We start from the raw sequence: 15,262 nt of genomic DNA, 5'->3' as shown, positions 1-15,262 counted from the left end.
TTTGCCTGCCGCTTCCTACATCTTGACGTTCAGCGTAGCAAAGAAGGTACGTCCCAGAGGATCGTAGCTGGCCGAGATCGAGTTGTTCGTCGGCAGCTGGGTGGAACCGACAACAGGAGGATCCTTGTCCGTCACGTTGCGCACGCCGGCGGTCAGGCTCACCATCTTGCTGAATTCGTAGCCCGCCGTCAGGTCAAGGTAGGTGTAAGCCTTGATCTTCGGATTGGTCAGCGATTCATACAGCGGTGGAGTCAGGCCTTTACGCAGCGGCACAATGTAGGCATCGGTGGTGACGCTGCCGGTGTAGCGCGCGCGTGCCGACAGCATCACTTTGCCGCTGTTCCAGGTCACGCGTGCAGTGCCCTTCCACTTCGCTACAGGCTGGCCGCAGGTGCCGCCCCAGGTGCCCACGCACTCGTTCTTCACGTCCGGGATGTCCTGGATCGGGGTGAAGGTCAGCTCGTCCACATAGGTCCAGTTGGTGTCCAGGTTCCAGCGGCTGCTGTTGCCGAACAGGCCCCAGGCGCTCGGGAAGGCGTAGTTCACTGCCATGTCCACACCTTGCGTTTTGATGCCGCCGATGTTGGCTGCGGTCGTCATCACATAGCTTGGCGCAGCGATCTGGCCAGTGACCGGATCACGGTTGATGGCCTTGCAGTACACGCTGTCTGCGTTCTGGATGGTGTTGTAGCACAGGTCAAGCACGGACTGGATGCCGCCGCCGCCCAGGGTGGAGATGGCGTTGTCCAGCGTGATCTTGTAGTAGTCCAGGCTCATTTGCAGGCCGCGCACCGAACGTGGCGCGAACACCGCACCAACGGTCGTGGTGTGGGAGGTTTCTGCCGACAGGTTCGGGTTGCCGCCGATGATCTGGGTCAGGAACGGCGTTGGCTGCACCGACTGGTCGAACACCAGGTTGGACGGCACGCCGGTGGCAACGCACAGTGCACGCACGGCCGCGGTCTGCTGGCCGGCCGGCGCGCGGCTGGAGCAAGGGTCGATTGCGGTAGGGCCGTTGCGGCCCTGGCCGCCGAACAGTTCACCCACGTTCGGCGCACGGATCGATTTCTGCTTCTGGACGCGGAAGGTCAGGCTTTCCGCAGGCGCCCATTCGGTGCCGATGGAGCTGGTCCATACCTTGCCGACCGATTCAACATCGTAGTCCGAATGGCGGAAGGCGCCGCTGACGCTCAGGCTCTTCGCGAACGGTTTGTCCTTCAGCAGCGGCACGCGGGCTTCGCCGAAGAACTCTTTCACGGTGGCTTCGCCTGCGGTCGGCAACGCTGCATTCCAGCCGGAGACGTCACCGGACGCCAGGAAGGCATCAGGCGTGTACTTGGCGAATGAGTGGCGGCGTTCGAAACCGGCCGAGAAGTCCACCGGGCCGCTTGGCAGATCCGCCAGCTTACCCGTGACGTTACCGGCCAATACCTGCTGCTCGGCCACGATGTTCGAGTTGGACGAGATCTGGATCGCGTTGCGCGCCGCATCGGTCATGTTCTGGCCGAAGGGATTGAACACCGGCGCCGCGCCGTTCTGCGACAGGATGGCGTTCTGGAAGCGGCTCAGCGAGACGGAACCGCCCTGGAACTGCGACTCGGTGGTACGGGCGTTGGTGTAGTACACGTCGTACTTCAGGTCACTCAGGTAGTTCTCCGAAACGCTCGGCAGGTCGCCGCGCACGCCGACCGCAATGCGGTAGACCGAGTGCTCGGTCTCACCCATGCGGGTGCCCATATCGGACAGGCGGCGGTTCAGGTTGATCAGCGCCAGGCCGTCGCCTGCGACCGTCGTCAAGGTCTGCGAGCCGTTGGTAGCGCGCACGGTGCCGGTTTCGCGCAGGTCCATCTGGCGCATCACTTCCTGCATCTGAGGGCTCAGATACGGATTGTTGGTGTTGATGAGGAAGTTGCCGCCCGCGCCGCTTGGGCCGATCTGCACTTTGGCGCTGTTGCTGCTGTAGTGCATTTCCATGTAGGCGGTGGCATTGTCGCTCAGCTCATAGCGTGCGAAGGCATTGCCCATCCAGCGTTTCTGCGGCGTGACGATATAGGACAGTGGGCCCAGGTCGTAGGCGTCGTCCGGCGCCACGTAAGGCCGTACAGACTTGCCGCTCGCGTCGAAAATGGCGCCCAGGGTGCCCATGCTGCCCAGGCCGGCCGCGCGCAGCGCCGCATCCAGTGCAGGATTGGAGGCTGCGGAGCCGACCACAGGGAAGTTTCCGATGCGGCCGTTCGGCACGTTGGACGAGCCGCTGAAGATCAGGCCCGGGCGGCCGCCCGCCGAAAGGCAGGTCTGGCCGGCGGGGATGGCCATCGGCGTGCCCGGACGAGTGGCCGACCATGAGGCTGCGGTCACGCAGCCGTCGCCCAGCGATGGCAGGGAGTAGCCGCCAAGGTCGCCGCGCGTCTGGCCTTCGCGGTCCATGAAGTTGAAGGACATTACCGCATTGCCCTTGTTGTTGTCGAAGTTGCCGCCGACCGTCAGGTCCACGCTTTTCGTGGGCGTTTTGGTCGGCTGATCCCAGCTGCGCTGGGCATTGAGTTCAATGCCTTGGAAATTGTCGCGCATGATGAAGTTGACCACGCCGGAAATCGCGTCCGAGCCGTAAACGGCCGAAGAACCGCCGGTGACGGTTTCGATGCGCTTGACCAGTGCCGCCGGAATGGCGTTGATGTCGGTGGTGAAATCAGGACCGGTGATCGCGAAGCGGCGGCCGTTCACCAGCACCAGGTTGCGGGTCGGGCCCAGGTTGCGCAAGTTCAGCGTCGCGGTGCCGGAAGGCTGGCCGGCCTGCATGGTATTCGCGGTAGGGCTGCTCAACTGGTTAGCCGTGAATTGCGGCGTATCCGTCAGCAGCGTTTCCAGGTTCTGTGTACCCGTCACCTTCAGTTCCTGCGCATCGAGCACGGTAACGGGCGTTGGGGCGAGGAAGCCGCGGTTCACCAGCCTGGTGCCGGTGATAACGACCTTGTTGTCCTCGGGCTTGGTGGTGCTGTTTTCTGCCTCTTGCGCGCTGGCGATGCTGGTGATGCTTGCTGCGACCAAAATCGCCGAAATTGACTGCTGCTGCCGGGTTCTCTTTTTACTACTGCGCTTTTGATGTCGCATTGTGACTCCCCCAATCTAAATAGGTACAGCTTAAGAATATTTATACGTCTCCATCCATCCGAATTGTTCCTGCGGTAGCCAAACCCTTAGCCCTTTTGCGACCGTGAACGTTACTGATGGTATGAACCTTTGATTAAGGGCGTCAATCATCGACCGCTCAAGCAATTGACTAAAGCCGCTATAGTCACAAAGTTGATCAATTCGGCCGTTTTTCTGTTGCGTTTGTTGGATATGATCTATTCAGATCAATCCAGCGATAGCCGCTTTGATCGGGTTTTACCGTTTTGAGCACCTCATTGATCGTTTCACTCCGGGCGCCTGCATTTTCGTGCTGGCAGGCGCCGTTCACGTAGGCAGAATGCGTTCTGCCTACCCTTTTTGCATCTGGAGATATTGATGACGCCATTCCGGCGCCCCTTGCAGTTCGTTCTGCTCATTTCTGTTTTCGGGCTGGCCTCGGCCCAGCCGATCGACCGCAAGGCGCTGGTGGAACGGCACAATCCCCGCCTGAACGCAATCGACCCCTGGGCGCCACTCAGTGTGGGCAACGGCCAGTTCTGCTTCACCGCCGATGTCACAGGCCTGCAGACCTTCCCCGAGCATTACGCAGGCAAGGGCATCGCGCTCGAAACGCAGGCGCGCTGGTCGTGGCACGAAAACCCGAACCCGAAGGGCTACAAGCTGTCCGATGCGAACCGCGATTACACGGCGCACGGCAAGACTGTGGGCTACCCCACGCTGATGGATACGCCGGCCGGCATGTGGCTGCGCGAGAATCCGCACACCATGCCGCTCGGCCAACTGGGTTTGCAGCGCCCCAACGGCCAGCCGCTGGCGATGGCCGATATCAGGGATATCGACCAGAAGCTGGACCTGTGGACCGGCACCCTGACCAGCCGCTATACCATCGACGGCCAGCCGGTGAGCGTGACCACGGCGGTGAGCCCGCGCCAGGATACGCTGGCCGTGCGCATCAGCTCTCCGCTGCTCGCCGGCGGCAAGCTTGCGGTGGGCCTGGCGCTGCCGCGCGGCTACCAGATGGTGAAGATGAATCCCGGGCTCGACTGGTCGCAGCCGGAGTCGCACCGCAGCGAGGTGAAATCGCAAAGCAGCCGCTCGCTGGTGCTGGAGCATGTGCGCGATGCGGCACGCTATTCGGCGGTGCTGGATACTGCAGCGCCAGTGACCATCAGTCGCCCCGCGCCGCATACCTTCCGGATCGTGCCGGCTGCGGGGCAGACGCTCGAATTCACGCTGAGCTATTCGCCGCTGCCGGATGCGAAGGCTGCTGACACGCCGGCCGCCGTGATCACGCAAAGCGCGCAGCATTGGCGCAGTTTCTGGCAAAGCGGCGCGGCGATCGATTTCAGCGGCAGCACCGATCCGCGTGCGAAGGAGCTGGAACGGCGCGTGGTGCTGTCGCAATACCTCACCGCGATCCAGGCTGGCGGCGATGTTCCGCCGCAGGAGAGCGGCCTGACCATGTCCACCTGGTACGGCAAGCATCATACCGAGATGATGTGGTGGCACGGTGCGCATTACGCGCTGTGGAACCGTCCTCAATACCTGGAAAACATGCTGCGCTGGTTCCAGAAAACGCTGCCCGTGGCACGCCAGGTGGCGGCCTCGCGTGGCCTCAAGGGCGCGCGCTGGCCGAAAATGGTGGGGCCGGACGGCAGGGAGAGCCCGGGCGGGAACCCGATGATCGTTTGGAACCAGCCGCATATCATCCATCTGGCCGAACTGCTGTACCGCGATGCGCCTGACCGCAAAACGCTGGAGAAATACAGCGAGCTGGTATTCGCCACCGCCGATGCCATGGCCTCCATGCTGCATTGGGACGCCGAAGGCAAGCGCTATGTACTGGGGCCGCCGCTGTGGATTGCGCAGGAAATCTACGACCAGTCCACCAGCATGAACCCGGCCTATGAGCTGAGCTACTGGGCCACGGGGCTGCAGATCGCGCAGCAATGGCGTGCGCGCCTCGGCCTGCCGCAGGATGCGGATTGGGAGAACACGCGCCTGAACCTATCCGCCTTGCCGCAGAAAGACGGCAAATATGTGGCGCTCGAATCCACGCCGGACACCTGGGACAACATCGCCAGCCGCCACGACCATCCATCCTTCCTGATGGCCTTCGGCCAGCTGCCGGGAGCAGGGGTGGACCGCGCCGTGATGAAGCGCACGCTGGAAGCCGTACTCGCGGGATGGGACTGGGATACCAAGATCTGGGGCTGGGACTACCCGATGGTGGCCATGACGGCCGCGCGCCTGGACATGCCGCAGCAGGCGGTGGACGTGCTGCTCAAGAGCGACGGCCCCGGAAACAGCTATACCGCCGCAGGCCACAATCCGAACCAGTCGCTACCCGTCTACCTGCCCGGCAACGGCTCCCTGCTGGCCGCCGTCGCCATGATGGCAGGCGGCTGGGATGGCGCCCCGTCCCGCCCAACCCCCGGTTTTCCGCAGGACGGGCGCTGGACTGTGCGCGCCGAAGGCTTCAAGCCAATGCCCTGAGCGTGATATAGATCAGAGCCGCTTGCGGCCGGCTTTCTTATGATGAAATGTCATCATCATGGGAGCGGCCATGGACAAGCAATATGTTGTGGCGGTGGTGGGCCTGGGCTATGTGGGCCTGCCGCTGGCCGTGGAATTCGGCAAAAAACGCACGACGATCGGCTTCGACCTCTCCGAACAGAAGGTGGAGAACTATCGCCGCTTCAATGATCCCACCGGCGAGGTAAGCGAAAGCGAATTGCGCGCCTCCGAGCACCTGGTGCTGAGTTGCGACCCCGCAGTGCTCGCGCAGGCGGATTTCATCCTCGTTGCCGTCCCCACGCCGGTGGACGCCGCGCGCAATCCGGATTTCGAACCCTTGCGTTTGGCCAGCGTCAGCGTGGGCAAGCATATGAAACGCGGTGCCATCGTCGTGTATGAATCCACGGTGTACCCCGGCGCCACGGAGGAAATCTGCATTCCCATCCTGGAAAAGCACTCCGGCTTGCGCTGGAAGGATGGCTTCCACGTGGGTTTTTCGCCCGAGCGTATCAACCCCGGCGACAAGACGCATACGCTGACCACCATCCGCAAAGTCGTGTCGGGCGATGATGCGGAAACCCTGGAGGCGGTGGCGCGGCTGTATGAGAGCGTGGTGGCTGCGGGCGTGTACCGCGCGTCCTCGATCAAGGTAGCCGAAGCGGCGAAGGTCATCGAAAACACCCAGCGCGACCTGAATATCGCGCTGATGAACGAGCTGGCCATCATTTTCGACAAACTGAGCATCGACACGCTGGAAGTGCTGCAGGCGGCAGGCACCAAATGGAACTTCCTGCCTTTCCGCCCCGGTCTCGTTGGCGGCCACTGCATCGGCGTCGACCCCTATTACCTGACACACAAGGCCGATATGATCGGCTACCACCCCCACGTGATACTGGCGGGCCGCCGCATCAACGACGGCATGGCCAAATTCGTGGCCGAGAAAACGGTGAAGGAGATGATCGGCGCGGGCTGCCATATCAAGGGCGCCACCGTGAACGTGCTGGGGCTCACCTTCAAGGAAGATTGCCCGGACCTGCGCAATTCCAAGGCGGCCGACGTGGTCGGTGAACTGCGCTCCTACGGGCTGGACGTGCACGTTTTTGATCCCGTGGCGGACGCGAAGGACGCTCGGCATGAATACGGCATCCAGCTGGACAGCTGGGAAACGCTGCCGGCGGCGGATGCCGTCGTGGCCACCGTGCCGCACCAGGTGCTGCGCGAGCTGCCGCTGGCACGGCTGTGCAGCAAGCTCCGTCCCGGCGGCTGCTTCATCGACGTGAAGTCGCAGTTCGACCGCAACGCCCTGCGCGAGGCGGGCTACAACGTATGGCGGCTGTGAGATGGGGCGTATCGACCTGCTGCACTCCCAGCTCGCCGGCCGCCGCCACCATTGGCTGGTGACCGGCGCCGCCGGTTTCATCGGCTCGCACCTGACGGAAGCGCTATTGAAGCTCGGCCAGCAGGTGGCTGGCATCGATAACTTCTCGACCGGCCATCCGGCAAATCTTGCCGAAGTACGACGCAGCGTGGGCGCCGACGCCTGGTCGCGTTTCCGCTTCGTGGAGGGCGATATCTGCGATCCGCAAGTCTGCGCGCGTGCGGCCGAAGGCGTGCAGTTTATCCTGCACCAGGCGGCGCTTGGTTCCGTGCCGCGATCGATTGACGATCCCCTGGCCACGCACGGCAGCAACCTGACGGGCTTCCTGAATATCCTGCTGGCGGCGCGTGGCGCGGGCGTACGGCGCCTCGTGTATGCCTCCTCCAGCTCCGTGTATGGCGACCATCCGGCGCTGCCCAAGGTCGAAGACCAGATCGGCAAGCCCCTGTCACCATATGCCGTTACCAAGCTGGCCGACGAGCTCTATGCCGGAACCTTCAGCCGCTGCTACCAGGTACCGCTGATCGGCCTGCGCTACTTCAATGTGTTCGGGCCGCGCCAGGATCCGGCCGGCGCCTATGCCGCCGTAATACCGCAATGGTTGACGGCCTTGATCGCCAATGCGCCCGTCTTCATCAACGGCGATGGCGAATCCAGCCGCGATTTCTGCTATGTCGGCAATGTGGTGCAGGCCAACCTGCTTGCCGCGCTGTCGGAGGACGCTTCGGCGCTGGGCCAGGTTTACAACGTGGCCTTCGGTGGCCGGACCACGCTGAACCAGCTTTACCGGCAGCTGCGCGAGCTTCTCGCGGAGCGCTATCCTCACGTTGTCTCGCATTCAGCACAATACCGCGGCTTTCGCGCCGCCGACGTCCGCCATTCCCTCGCGGATATCGGCAAAGCCAGGCGGCTGCTGGGCTATGAGCCCACACACAGCGTTTCCGACGGCCTGAAGGCGTCGGTGGACTGGTATGCCGGCAAGCACCCTGCGTAGGGATCCGGCGCTGGCGCTGCTGCTTGCGGCGTATGTCGCGCTTATCGCGTACGGCAGCTTCTTCCCCTTCGAATGGCGGGCGCCGCATGGACAGGGATTGCGGCTTCCAGCGTGGCCGTCGCACGTGGATAAAAGCGATGTTATTCAGAACCTGTTTGTCTACTTCCCCTTGGGGGTGCTGGTCGCGATGGGACAGCGCAGCATGTGTGCGGTGTTTCTCGCTGCCGGTACCGGAGGAGCGCTCAGCCTCGCGGTGGAGATGATGCAGCACTGGCTGCCCGCCCGCGTTCCCTCCATGCTGGACGTGATGGCGGATGTGGCAGGCGCGGCCTGCGGCGGCATCTGCGCCATGCTGTGGTATGGCGAAACACATATTGGCGACCGCCTGCGCCGCTACTGGAGCGAGTCGGTCGCACCGGGCCCGCTGCCCGCTGCGGGCCTTTGCGTGATTGCGCTATGGGCCATTGCGCAGACGGCTCCGCTGCTTCCTTCGTTCGATGTTGCCCCGCTACGCAGCGATCTCGGCCAGCTTGTCCGCGCGGTGCTGGCGCCCGAAGGCGCGGACCTCGTGAGATTGCTGATGCTGCTGTGCTACCAGACCGGGCTGGCCTTCCTGCTGTGCACGCTGCTGCGGCGGCCGGAGCAGGCGGTCCGCACTTATGCATGGCTGCTGGCGGCGGTATGCCTGCTTCGCCTGCTGGTACCGGAACGCATGCTGACGCTGGAACTGTTGCTGGCCTCCGCATGTTCGCTGGCGGCGCTGGCGCTGTGGAGCCGATGTGCGGCTGCACGGCTGGCCGCGTGCGGCGCCATGCTGACTGCGGCGGGGTTGGCGATTGCCGAACTGGCCCCCGGGCCATGGCCGGGAGCTCCTGCGGCGTTCAACTGGGTGCCTTTCCAGGCGCAGATCGCCCGCCAGGACGGTTTCGAAAATCTCGTGGCCTGCATCTGGCCCGGCATGGCGCTGGCCTATTGCATACGGCTGGCAGCGCCGCCGCAGCACCGGCGCGTGTGTGCACTGGTTGGATGCCTGCTGCTGATGGCCACCATGCTGGCGCTGGAATGGCTGCAGCAGCGTATTCCCGGCCGCCACGGCGATGTCACCCAGGCCGCCATGGTGTGCGCAGGCTGGGTTCTTCCCTGGACTGTTCGCTTGCGTAGCAGATCTCCTCCATAAGCTGCGCCAGCTGTGCGGTGCGCATACTGCGCGAACATGTGGCAACGAAGGATTCGCTCGGCAGCGGCGCCAGGCCTGCCTGGGCATCATCGATGAAGCGCAGCAGTGCGCGCTTGATGTCGTTCACGGAGTCGAGCGGCGCGATGGTATCGATTCCCGCGGCATGCAGGGTGGCTGCCGTGTCGCCGGCGGCATCCGTCAGCCCGAGCACAGGCCGCCGCAAGCGCAGATACTCGTACAGCTTGGCAGGAATCTGCTCGTTGCAATTGGCGGCTTGCAGCACCAGGAGGCCATCGGCGTGCGCCATGTCCGCCAGCGCATCACGGTAGCCGAGGTGCGGCGCCACTTCCACGATATCCGCAGCGCCATAGTGGGCGATGCGGGCTTTGAGCCATTCCTCATGGCCGGGCGCGCGCAGTACGGTGCGAAAGCGCGTGGCACGAAGGAGGCCGTCGCGCGCCAGTTCGCCGGCCGCCTGCAGGAAGGCGCTCGGGTCGCGTTCCGAAGGGTAGATAAGGCCGCTGTGCAGCAGTGTGAAGCGCTGTGCGGGTGCACGCTGCGCGGGAAGCTGTGCGAAATCTGCTTCGTCGTAGCCGTTCTCTATCAGCGTGCACTTCGCCGCCGGGTACTGCCCGCGATAGCGCCGCAACACGCCGGGAGTGGTGACGACCGCCGCAGCGCAGTGCTGCAAGGTGCGTGTTTCGACGCGGCGGCGCACGCGGCGCGTCAGCGGGTCCGGCGGGTAGTACTCGTCCAGCATCGGGTCACGGAAATCCGCGATCCACGGCAGTCCTGACAGGCGGTGCAGCGCATGGCCAATCACGTGCGCGGTGGCGATGGGATAGGTCGACCAGATAAGCTGCGGCCTGTAGCGCCGGATCATCAGCAGGCCCGCGGGGATGGCGCCTACCGCCCAGCTGATCCAGCGGTCCGGCTGGGCGAGCCAGCCGGGATAGCGCCCGAACACGGCCAGCTGGCGCGCGGCGTCGCAAGCAAAGGCACGCCGCACAACCGTATCATGCGGCAGCTCGCCCAACTGGTCGGCGCCGGTATGCGCATAGGCACGCGGATGGGCCGTCAGCACCAGTGGTTCCCAGCCATGCTCCGGCAGGTACTTCGCAAATTTCAGGGTGCGCTGGATACCGCTGCTGCCATGCAGTGGCGGGAAGTGAAAGGCAATCATCAGCACGCGCTTCAGCATGATTTCACCCATTGCGCAGTCCACGCCGCCACTTGCTCGCGCCACTCGGCACGCGCGAAGGTGTGGTTGGCTTCCGCGAGCTCGCGCAGCTCGATCCGGTTTGTCCATTCGGGGGAGCGCAAGCACACGTCGCTGAATTCGCGCGCAGTCAGATCCCGTCCACTCAGGATCACGAGCACGCGGCCGGGAAAAAGCCGCAGCCCTTGCAGCATGCGCGAGGCGAGGGCGCTGTCGGCAGGCTGGCGTGCCGCCGCTGCCAGGCCGGCAAAGGAGCGCAACGCCGCAGCGGGCCGGAACCGTCCCGCAATCAGCTTGTTCCAGAAACCTGCATCGAGCAGGCGTGAGCGATAGTAGTGCTTCAGCGTGGCCTGGGCGGCGGTCTGAGTGCTGCGTACCCAGGGATTCAGCAGCACCAGGCCATGCACGCGCGCATCCCGCACGGAATGGAGCAGGGCTGCCGAAGCGGCATCGCAAAGTCCCCACAGCACCACTTCAGCGAGGCAGGGCTGGATGATGAAGAAGTGGTCGATTGCGGCCCGGATGTCGGCGGCTGTCGCTTCAAAGCCGCGCGGATCACCGGTGCTGTCGCCCATGCCACGCACATCGAAACGGAAGGAAGGTATACCGTGCTGCGCCAGCGTGCGAGCCAGCAGGACGAACTGGCGGTGGCTGCCGGCGCGGTACTGCGGCCCGCCGACGAGAATCAGCACTCCGCGCCGCAGGGGCTGCCGGGGCGCCGTCGCGATGGCGGTCAGCCAGTCGCCTTCGCACTCGAAGCAATGGGCCGTTTCAGCATACATGGCGTGCGGTGAGGCTGAGCAAGGCGGGACATTCGGCGACTTCCTGCGTGGCCCAGAAAGGAGGGCCGGCGGCCAGATCGAATTCCAGCGGCGTTCCTGCGGCGCGCCAGGCATCGGCGATCCGCTGTGCGCCGGGCGAATACTGGGCGCCGATCTCCATCCAGTGCGTTGGCATGCGTGGGGCCAGGCTGCACAGGTCGAGCGCATCGATTACCTGCGCCAGCACCGGCGACAGCTGGTAACCGGCGATTTCCAGCGCAACCCCGTCCAGCAGCGACTGGCGCATGGCGGCGACGCCGGCGCCCGCGTTCCGCTCCAGGGCGTCGCCGGCGACCTTCAGGCGCAGGAACTGGCGCAGGTGCTGCGTTCCCTGGCAGACGGGCTGCCAGAGCAGCAGGCGCTCGGGTGGGCACGAGGCAGAACTGGCGTAGGCCACGGCCAGCGAAGCGCCGAGGCGCAGGCCCCACAGGCCGGGACGCGAACCTGTTTCCGACGTCAGCCACGCCGATGCGAGTTGCAGGTCATCGAGCCAGGCCTGCCAGCTCGCGTCGCCGAAGTCGCCGGCGCTGTCGCCGCAACCGTATAAATCGATCTGCAGCACCGCGAAGCCGCTTTGCGACAGCGCCCGCGCCTGCAGTGCCGCCATGCGGCGCGATTTGTTCAGTTCTTCAGCAAAGGGATGGACATACAGCCAGCTGCCGCGGCAGGGCTGCGCGGCAGCGTGATAGAGGCAAAAGCGCGCCGCCTCGCCGGCGTTCAGGAAGAACGGCCGGGGAGGCGGCGCGCTTGAGGGAATCATGCCGTCAACTTGAACCTGACAAATGCAGCCAGACTGCCGAGCGTTGCGAAATTGGCAGCGCTGATTTCGTCGTCGTCGACGCTGAAGCCGAAATGATCTTCCAGGGCGCCGATCAGCTGCACTACAGCCATCGAATCCAGCTCCGGCAGGCTGCCCAGCAATGCCGAATGCTCATTCAGCGATTCGCCTGCGGCGCCAAGGGCCAGCACGTCGATCACGATTTTTTTGACTTCTTCCAGATACATAGCAACTCCATGGTCATATTCGCAACCCGCGCGGGTTGTTTTGCGCGGCGGAGTATACCCTGACGGCGTTCTGCCAGTGTAGAAGCAGCCTGCGCGGGAGAGTTTGGCTTGGCGCAAATTGCGCCCAATTGTAGAATGATAGGATTGTCGAAGAGTTTTCGCGCTTCGTCTTGCCCTTGCGGCCTTTGGCCCGACCTCCCATGAACGATCTGATTCACGATCTCATTTTCCAGAGCGAGCAAGCCTCGCCTGAAGCGGAAGCGCTGGTATACGGCGCGCAGCGCCTGTCCTATCGCGGCCTGGCGGCGCTGGTGCGCGCTGCGGCGAACGGCTTCCTGCGCGGCGGATTGCAGCGCGGCGAGCGCGTGGCCGTCTACATGGAGAAGAACGTCGAGAACGTGGCGGCCATGTTTGGCGCCTCGCTCGCAGGAGGCGTGTTCGTGCCGGTCAATCCCTTGCTGAAGGCCGAGCAGGTCGCCTATATCCTGGCCGATTGCAACGTGCGTGTGCTGGTGACATCTGCCGACCGCCTGCGGGTGCTGGCCCCCGCGCTGGCGCAATGCCCGGACCTGCGCACCGTGATCGCAACCGGAAGCGGCCAGCTTGCCGCTGTGGCCAAGGTAGAGGCGCTTTCCTGGGATGCTGCGCTTGACGTGCCTCCGGCGAACACCCCGACGCGCGCCATCGATGCGGACATGGCGGCAATCCTTTACACCTCCGGCAGCACCGGCAAGCCGAAAGGCGTTGTGCTGTCACACCGGAACATGATGGCGGGTGCGCGCAGCGTTGCATCCTACCTTGGCAACACGCAGCAGGACCGCCTGCTGGCCGTGCTGCCGCTCAGCTTCGACTATGGCCTCAGCCAGTTGACGACTGCCTTCAGCGTTGGCGCGTGCGCCGTGCTTATCAATCACCTGTTTCCGCGCGATGTGCTGAACGCCGTCGTTGCGGAACGCATCACGGGCCTGGCGGCCGTGCCTCCGCTGTGGATTCAGCTTGCGCCGCTGGACTGGCCTACGGACTGTACGCTGCGCTATATCACCAACTCGGGCGGCGCCATGCAGCGGCCCACCCTCGACGCACTGCGCAAGGCGCTGCCGAAGGCGAAGCCCTACCTGATGTACGGCCTGACCGAGGCATTCCGCTCCACCTATCTGCCGCCGGAGGAGCTGGACCGCCGGCCTGATTCGATGGGCAAGGCCATTCCGAATGCGGAAGTGATGGTGCTGCGGCCGGACGGCAGCGAGTGCGCGGCGGGCGAACCGGGAGAACTGGTGCATCGTGGCGCCCTGGTATCGCTGGGTTACTGGAACGACCCGGCCCGTACTGCCGAACGTTTCCGCCCGCTGCCCGTACGCCATGCAGGCCTGCCGCTGCAGGAGGTGGCTGTGTGGTCCGGCGACACAGTGCGGCGCGATGAAGAGGGCTTCCTATACTTTGTCAGCCGCAGCGACGAGATGATCAAGACTTCCGGCTACCGGGTCAGCCCCAGCGAAGTGGAAGAGGTCATCTATGCGCAGGAAGCGGTTGCGGAAGCGGCGGCCATCGGTGTGCCGCATCCCGCGCTGGGCCAGGCTATTGTGGTCGTTGCCGCCACGCGTGAAGGAAAAACGATGACAGCCGCCGATCTGCTGGCCGCCTGCAAGCCCCGCTTGCCCGCCTATATGCTGCCCCAGAAAATCGTGATGGTTGACGGCACGCTGCCGCGCAACCCGAACGGCAAGATCGACCGCAAACTGCTCGGCACTCAATATGCCTGCGTATTCCAGGAGAAGCCATGAGTGCGGCCCGTCCCCAGCATGCACCGCTCAACCAGTTCCCGGTGCAGGACGATGCGCTGCTGATCGGCGGCATTCCGCTGCCACGCCTCGCGCAGCGCGTGGGCCAGACCCCGTTTTTCGCTTACGACCGCGCCGCCATGACGCAGCGCGTGGCCGAACTGCGCAAGCACCTGCCGCCATCGGTCCACCTGCACTACGCGATGAAGGCCAATCCCATGCCCGCGGTGGTGCAGCACATGGCTACCCTGGTGGATGGGCTGGACGTTGCCTCCGCTGGCGAACTGAAAACCGCGCTGGATACCACCATGCCACCCTCGCGCATCAGCTTTGCCGGGCCTGGCAAGCGCGATGCCGAACTGTCCGTGGCAATCGCTGCGGGCATTGTGCTCAACCTGGAGTCCGAGGGCGAAATGGAGCGCGCCGCCGTCATCGGCCGGCAGCTGGGCATCCAGCCCCAGGTGGCGGTGCGCGTTAACCCGGACTTCGAACTGAAGTCTTCCGGCATGAAGATGGGCGGCGGCCCGAAACAGTTCGGGGTGGACGCCGAGCGTGTGCCTGCCATGCTGCGCCGCATCGCTGCGCTGGAGCTGGACTTCCATGGCTTCCACATCTTCAGCGGTTCGCAAAACCTGAAGGCGGCTGCGATCCAGGAAGCGCATGACAAGACCTTTGCACTCGCCGCACGGCTGGCGCAGGATGCGCCGCGCGCGCTGCGCCTGCTGAATATCGGCGGCGGTTTCGGCATTCCTTACTTCCCCGGCGAAGAGCGTCTCGACCTCCAGGCTGTCGGGAGCCATCTGCATGAGGTGCTGGCGCAATACATGCCGCAAATGCCTGCGGCGCAGGTGGTGATTGAACTGGGCCGCTATCTGGTGGGTGAAGCGGGCGTCTACGTCACCCGCATTATCGACCGCAAGGAATCACGCGGCCAGGTCTATCTGGTGACGGATGGCGGCCTGCACCACCAGCTGGCGGCATCCGGCAATTTCGGGCAGGTCATCCGCAAGAATTATCCGGTGGTGATCGGCAACCGCGTGAAGGGCGGCGAGCGCGAAACGGTGTCCGTGGTAGGTCCGCTGTGTACACCGCTGGACCTGCTGGCCGACCAGATGGAGCTGGCCAGGGCCCAGCCGGGCGACCTGGTCGCCGTGTTGCAGTCGGGCGCATACGGCCGCAGTGCCAGCCCGTCTGCCTTCCTGAGTCATCCCGATGCAGTCGAGGTTCTGATCTGACAGGAG

The 15,262-nt window shown here is 64.4% G+C and carries 11 protein-coding genes; 6 read left to right on the top strand and 5 right to left on the bottom strand.

From position 1 onward, the window contains the following. Window positions 1–15 precede the first annotated feature (15 nt). On the bottom strand, window positions 16–3,048 hold the full coding sequence (locus ACJRPG_RS11145) for a TonB-dependent receptor domain-containing protein (protein WP_408000152.1): 3,033 nt from the start codon (window positions 3,046–3,048) through the stop codon (window positions 16–18). A gap of 459 nt (window positions 3,049–3,507) precedes the next feature. Here ACJRPG_RS11145 and ACJRPG_RS11140 point away from each other — a divergent pair, with 459 nt between their 5' ends. The 4 genes from ACJRPG_RS11140 (at window position 3,508) to ACJRPG_RS11125 (ending at window position 9,198) form a co-directional block, all read left to right on the top strand. After that, window positions 3,508–5,628: a hypothetical protein gene (locus ACJRPG_RS11140; RefSeq protein WP_408000151.1), complete on the top strand. Its 2,121-nt coding sequence runs from the start codon at window positions 3,508–3,510 to the stop codon at window positions 5,626–5,628. A 70-nt stretch (window positions 5,629–5,698) separates the two neighbouring features. Further along, on the top strand, window positions 5,699–6,988 hold the full coding sequence (locus tag ACJRPG_RS11135; RefSeq protein WP_408000150.1) for a nucleotide sugar dehydrogenase: 1,290 nt from the start codon (window positions 5,699–5,701) through the stop codon (window positions 6,986–6,988). Window position 6,989: 1 nt separating this feature from the next. Continuing rightward, window positions 6,990–8,021 carry an SDR family oxidoreductase gene (locus ACJRPG_RS11130; RefSeq protein ID WP_408000149.1) on the top strand — a complete coding sequence of 344 codons (1,032 nt, stop codon included), beginning with the start codon at window positions 6,990–6,992 and terminating at the stop codon, window positions 8,019–8,021. After that, window positions 7,999–9,198, top strand: coding sequence for a VanZ family protein (locus ACJRPG_RS11125; RefSeq protein ID WP_408000148.1), 1,200 nt, complete (start codon window positions 7,999–8,001; stop codon window positions 9,196–9,198). The genes ACJRPG_RS11130 and ACJRPG_RS11125 overlap by 23 nt, the downstream gene beginning before the upstream one ends. On the opposite strand, the gene ACJRPG_RS11120 is transcribed toward ACJRPG_RS11125, so the two are convergent. From ACJRPG_RS11120 to ACJRPG_RS11105, 4 genes are read right to left on the bottom strand one after another with little or no spacing between them, the layout of a single operon-like run. Further along, window positions 9,122–10,411, bottom strand: coding sequence for a glycosyltransferase (locus tag ACJRPG_RS11120; RefSeq protein ID WP_408000147.1), 1,290 nt, complete (start codon window positions 10,409–10,411; stop codon window positions 9,122–9,124). The two genes, ACJRPG_RS11125 and ACJRPG_RS11120, sit on opposite strands and share 77 nt — an antisense overlap. Then, window positions 10,393–11,199 (bottom strand): hydrolase 1, exosortase A system-associated, encoded by an 807-nt coding sequence (locus ACJRPG_RS11115; RefSeq protein WP_408000146.1) that lies wholly within the window; start codon window positions 11,197–11,199, stop codon window positions 10,393–10,395. The genes ACJRPG_RS11120 and ACJRPG_RS11115 overlap by 19 nt, the downstream gene beginning before the upstream one ends. After that, on the bottom strand, window positions 11,189–11,998 hold the full coding sequence (locus ACJRPG_RS11110) for a hydrolase 2, exosortase A system-associated (RefSeq protein WP_408000145.1): 810 nt from the start codon (window positions 11,996–11,998) through the stop codon (window positions 11,189–11,191). Before ACJRPG_RS11110 ends, ACJRPG_RS11115 begins: the two co-directional genes overlap by 11 nt. Further along, window positions 11,995–12,243: an acyl carrier protein gene (locus ACJRPG_RS11105; protein ID WP_408000144.1), complete on the bottom strand. Its 249-nt coding sequence runs from the start codon at window positions 12,241–12,243 to the stop codon at window positions 11,995–11,997. The genes ACJRPG_RS11110 and ACJRPG_RS11105 overlap by 4 nt, the downstream gene beginning before the upstream one ends. A gap of 200 nt (window positions 12,244–12,443) precedes the next feature. On the opposite strand from ACJRPG_RS11105, the gene ACJRPG_RS11100 reads away from it, so the two are divergent. Together ACJRPG_RS11100 and ACJRPG_RS11095 are read left to right on the top strand one after the other, a co-directional pair. Further along, a complete protein-coding gene (locus ACJRPG_RS11100; protein ID WP_408000143.1) occupies window positions 12,444–14,024 on the top strand; it encodes an acyl-CoA ligase (AMP-forming), exosortase A system-associated in 1,581 nt (526 codons plus the stop codon). After that, complete coding sequence (locus ACJRPG_RS11095; protein WP_408000142.1) at window positions 14,021–15,256, top strand: pyridoxal-dependent decarboxylase, exosortase A system-associated; 1,236 nt, start codon at window positions 14,021–14,023, stop codon at window positions 15,254–15,256. The genes ACJRPG_RS11100 and ACJRPG_RS11095 overlap by 4 nt, the downstream gene beginning before the upstream one ends. Window positions 15,257–15,262: the final 6 nt, after the last annotated feature.

The organism is Pseudoduganella rhizocola (genome assembly GCF_045984285.3).
Classification (GTDB): Bacteria; Pseudomonadota; Gammaproteobacteria; order Burkholderiales; family Burkholderiaceae_D; genus Rugamonas.
This window is presented reverse-complemented; position numbering and strand designations above follow the sequence as displayed.

Coding starts and splice junctions, on each gene's coding strand:
- ACJRPG_RS11140 (WP_408000151.1), top strand. CDS start 3,508: ATGACGCCATTCCGGCGCCCCTTGCAGTTCGTTCTGCTCATTTCTGTT.
- ACJRPG_RS11135 (WP_408000150.1), top strand. CDS start 5,699: ATGGACAAGCAATATGTTGTGGCGGTGGTGGGCCTGGGCTATGTGGGC.
- ACJRPG_RS11130 (WP_408000149.1), top strand. CDS start 6,990: ATGGGGCGTATCGACCTGCTGCACTCCCAGCTCGCCGGCCGCCGCCAC.
- ACJRPG_RS11125 (WP_408000148.1), top strand. CDS start 7,999: ATGCCGGCAAGCACCCTGCGTAGGGATCCGGCGCTGGCGCTGCTGCTT.
- ACJRPG_RS11120 (WP_408000147.1), bottom strand. CDS start 10,411: ATGGGTGAAATCATGCTGAAGCGCGTGCTGATGATTGCCTTTCACTTC.
- ACJRPG_RS11115 (WP_408000146.1), bottom strand. CDS start 11,199: ATGTATGCTGAAACGGCCCATTGCTTCGAGTGCGAAGGCGACTGGCTG.
- ACJRPG_RS11110 (WP_408000145.1), bottom strand. CDS start 11,998: ATGATTCCCTCAAGCGCGCCGCCTCCCCGGCCGTTCTTCCTGAACGCC.
- ACJRPG_RS11105 (WP_408000144.1), bottom strand. CDS start 12,243: ATGTATCTGGAAGAAGTCAAAAAAATCGTGATCGACGTGCTGGCCCTT.
- ACJRPG_RS11100 (WP_408000143.1), top strand. CDS start 12,444: ATGAACGATCTGATTCACGATCTCATTTTCCAGAGCGAGCAAGCCTCG.
- ACJRPG_RS11095 (WP_408000142.1), top strand. CDS start 14,021: ATGAGTGCGGCCCGTCCCCAGCATGCACCGCTCAACCAGTTCCCGGTG.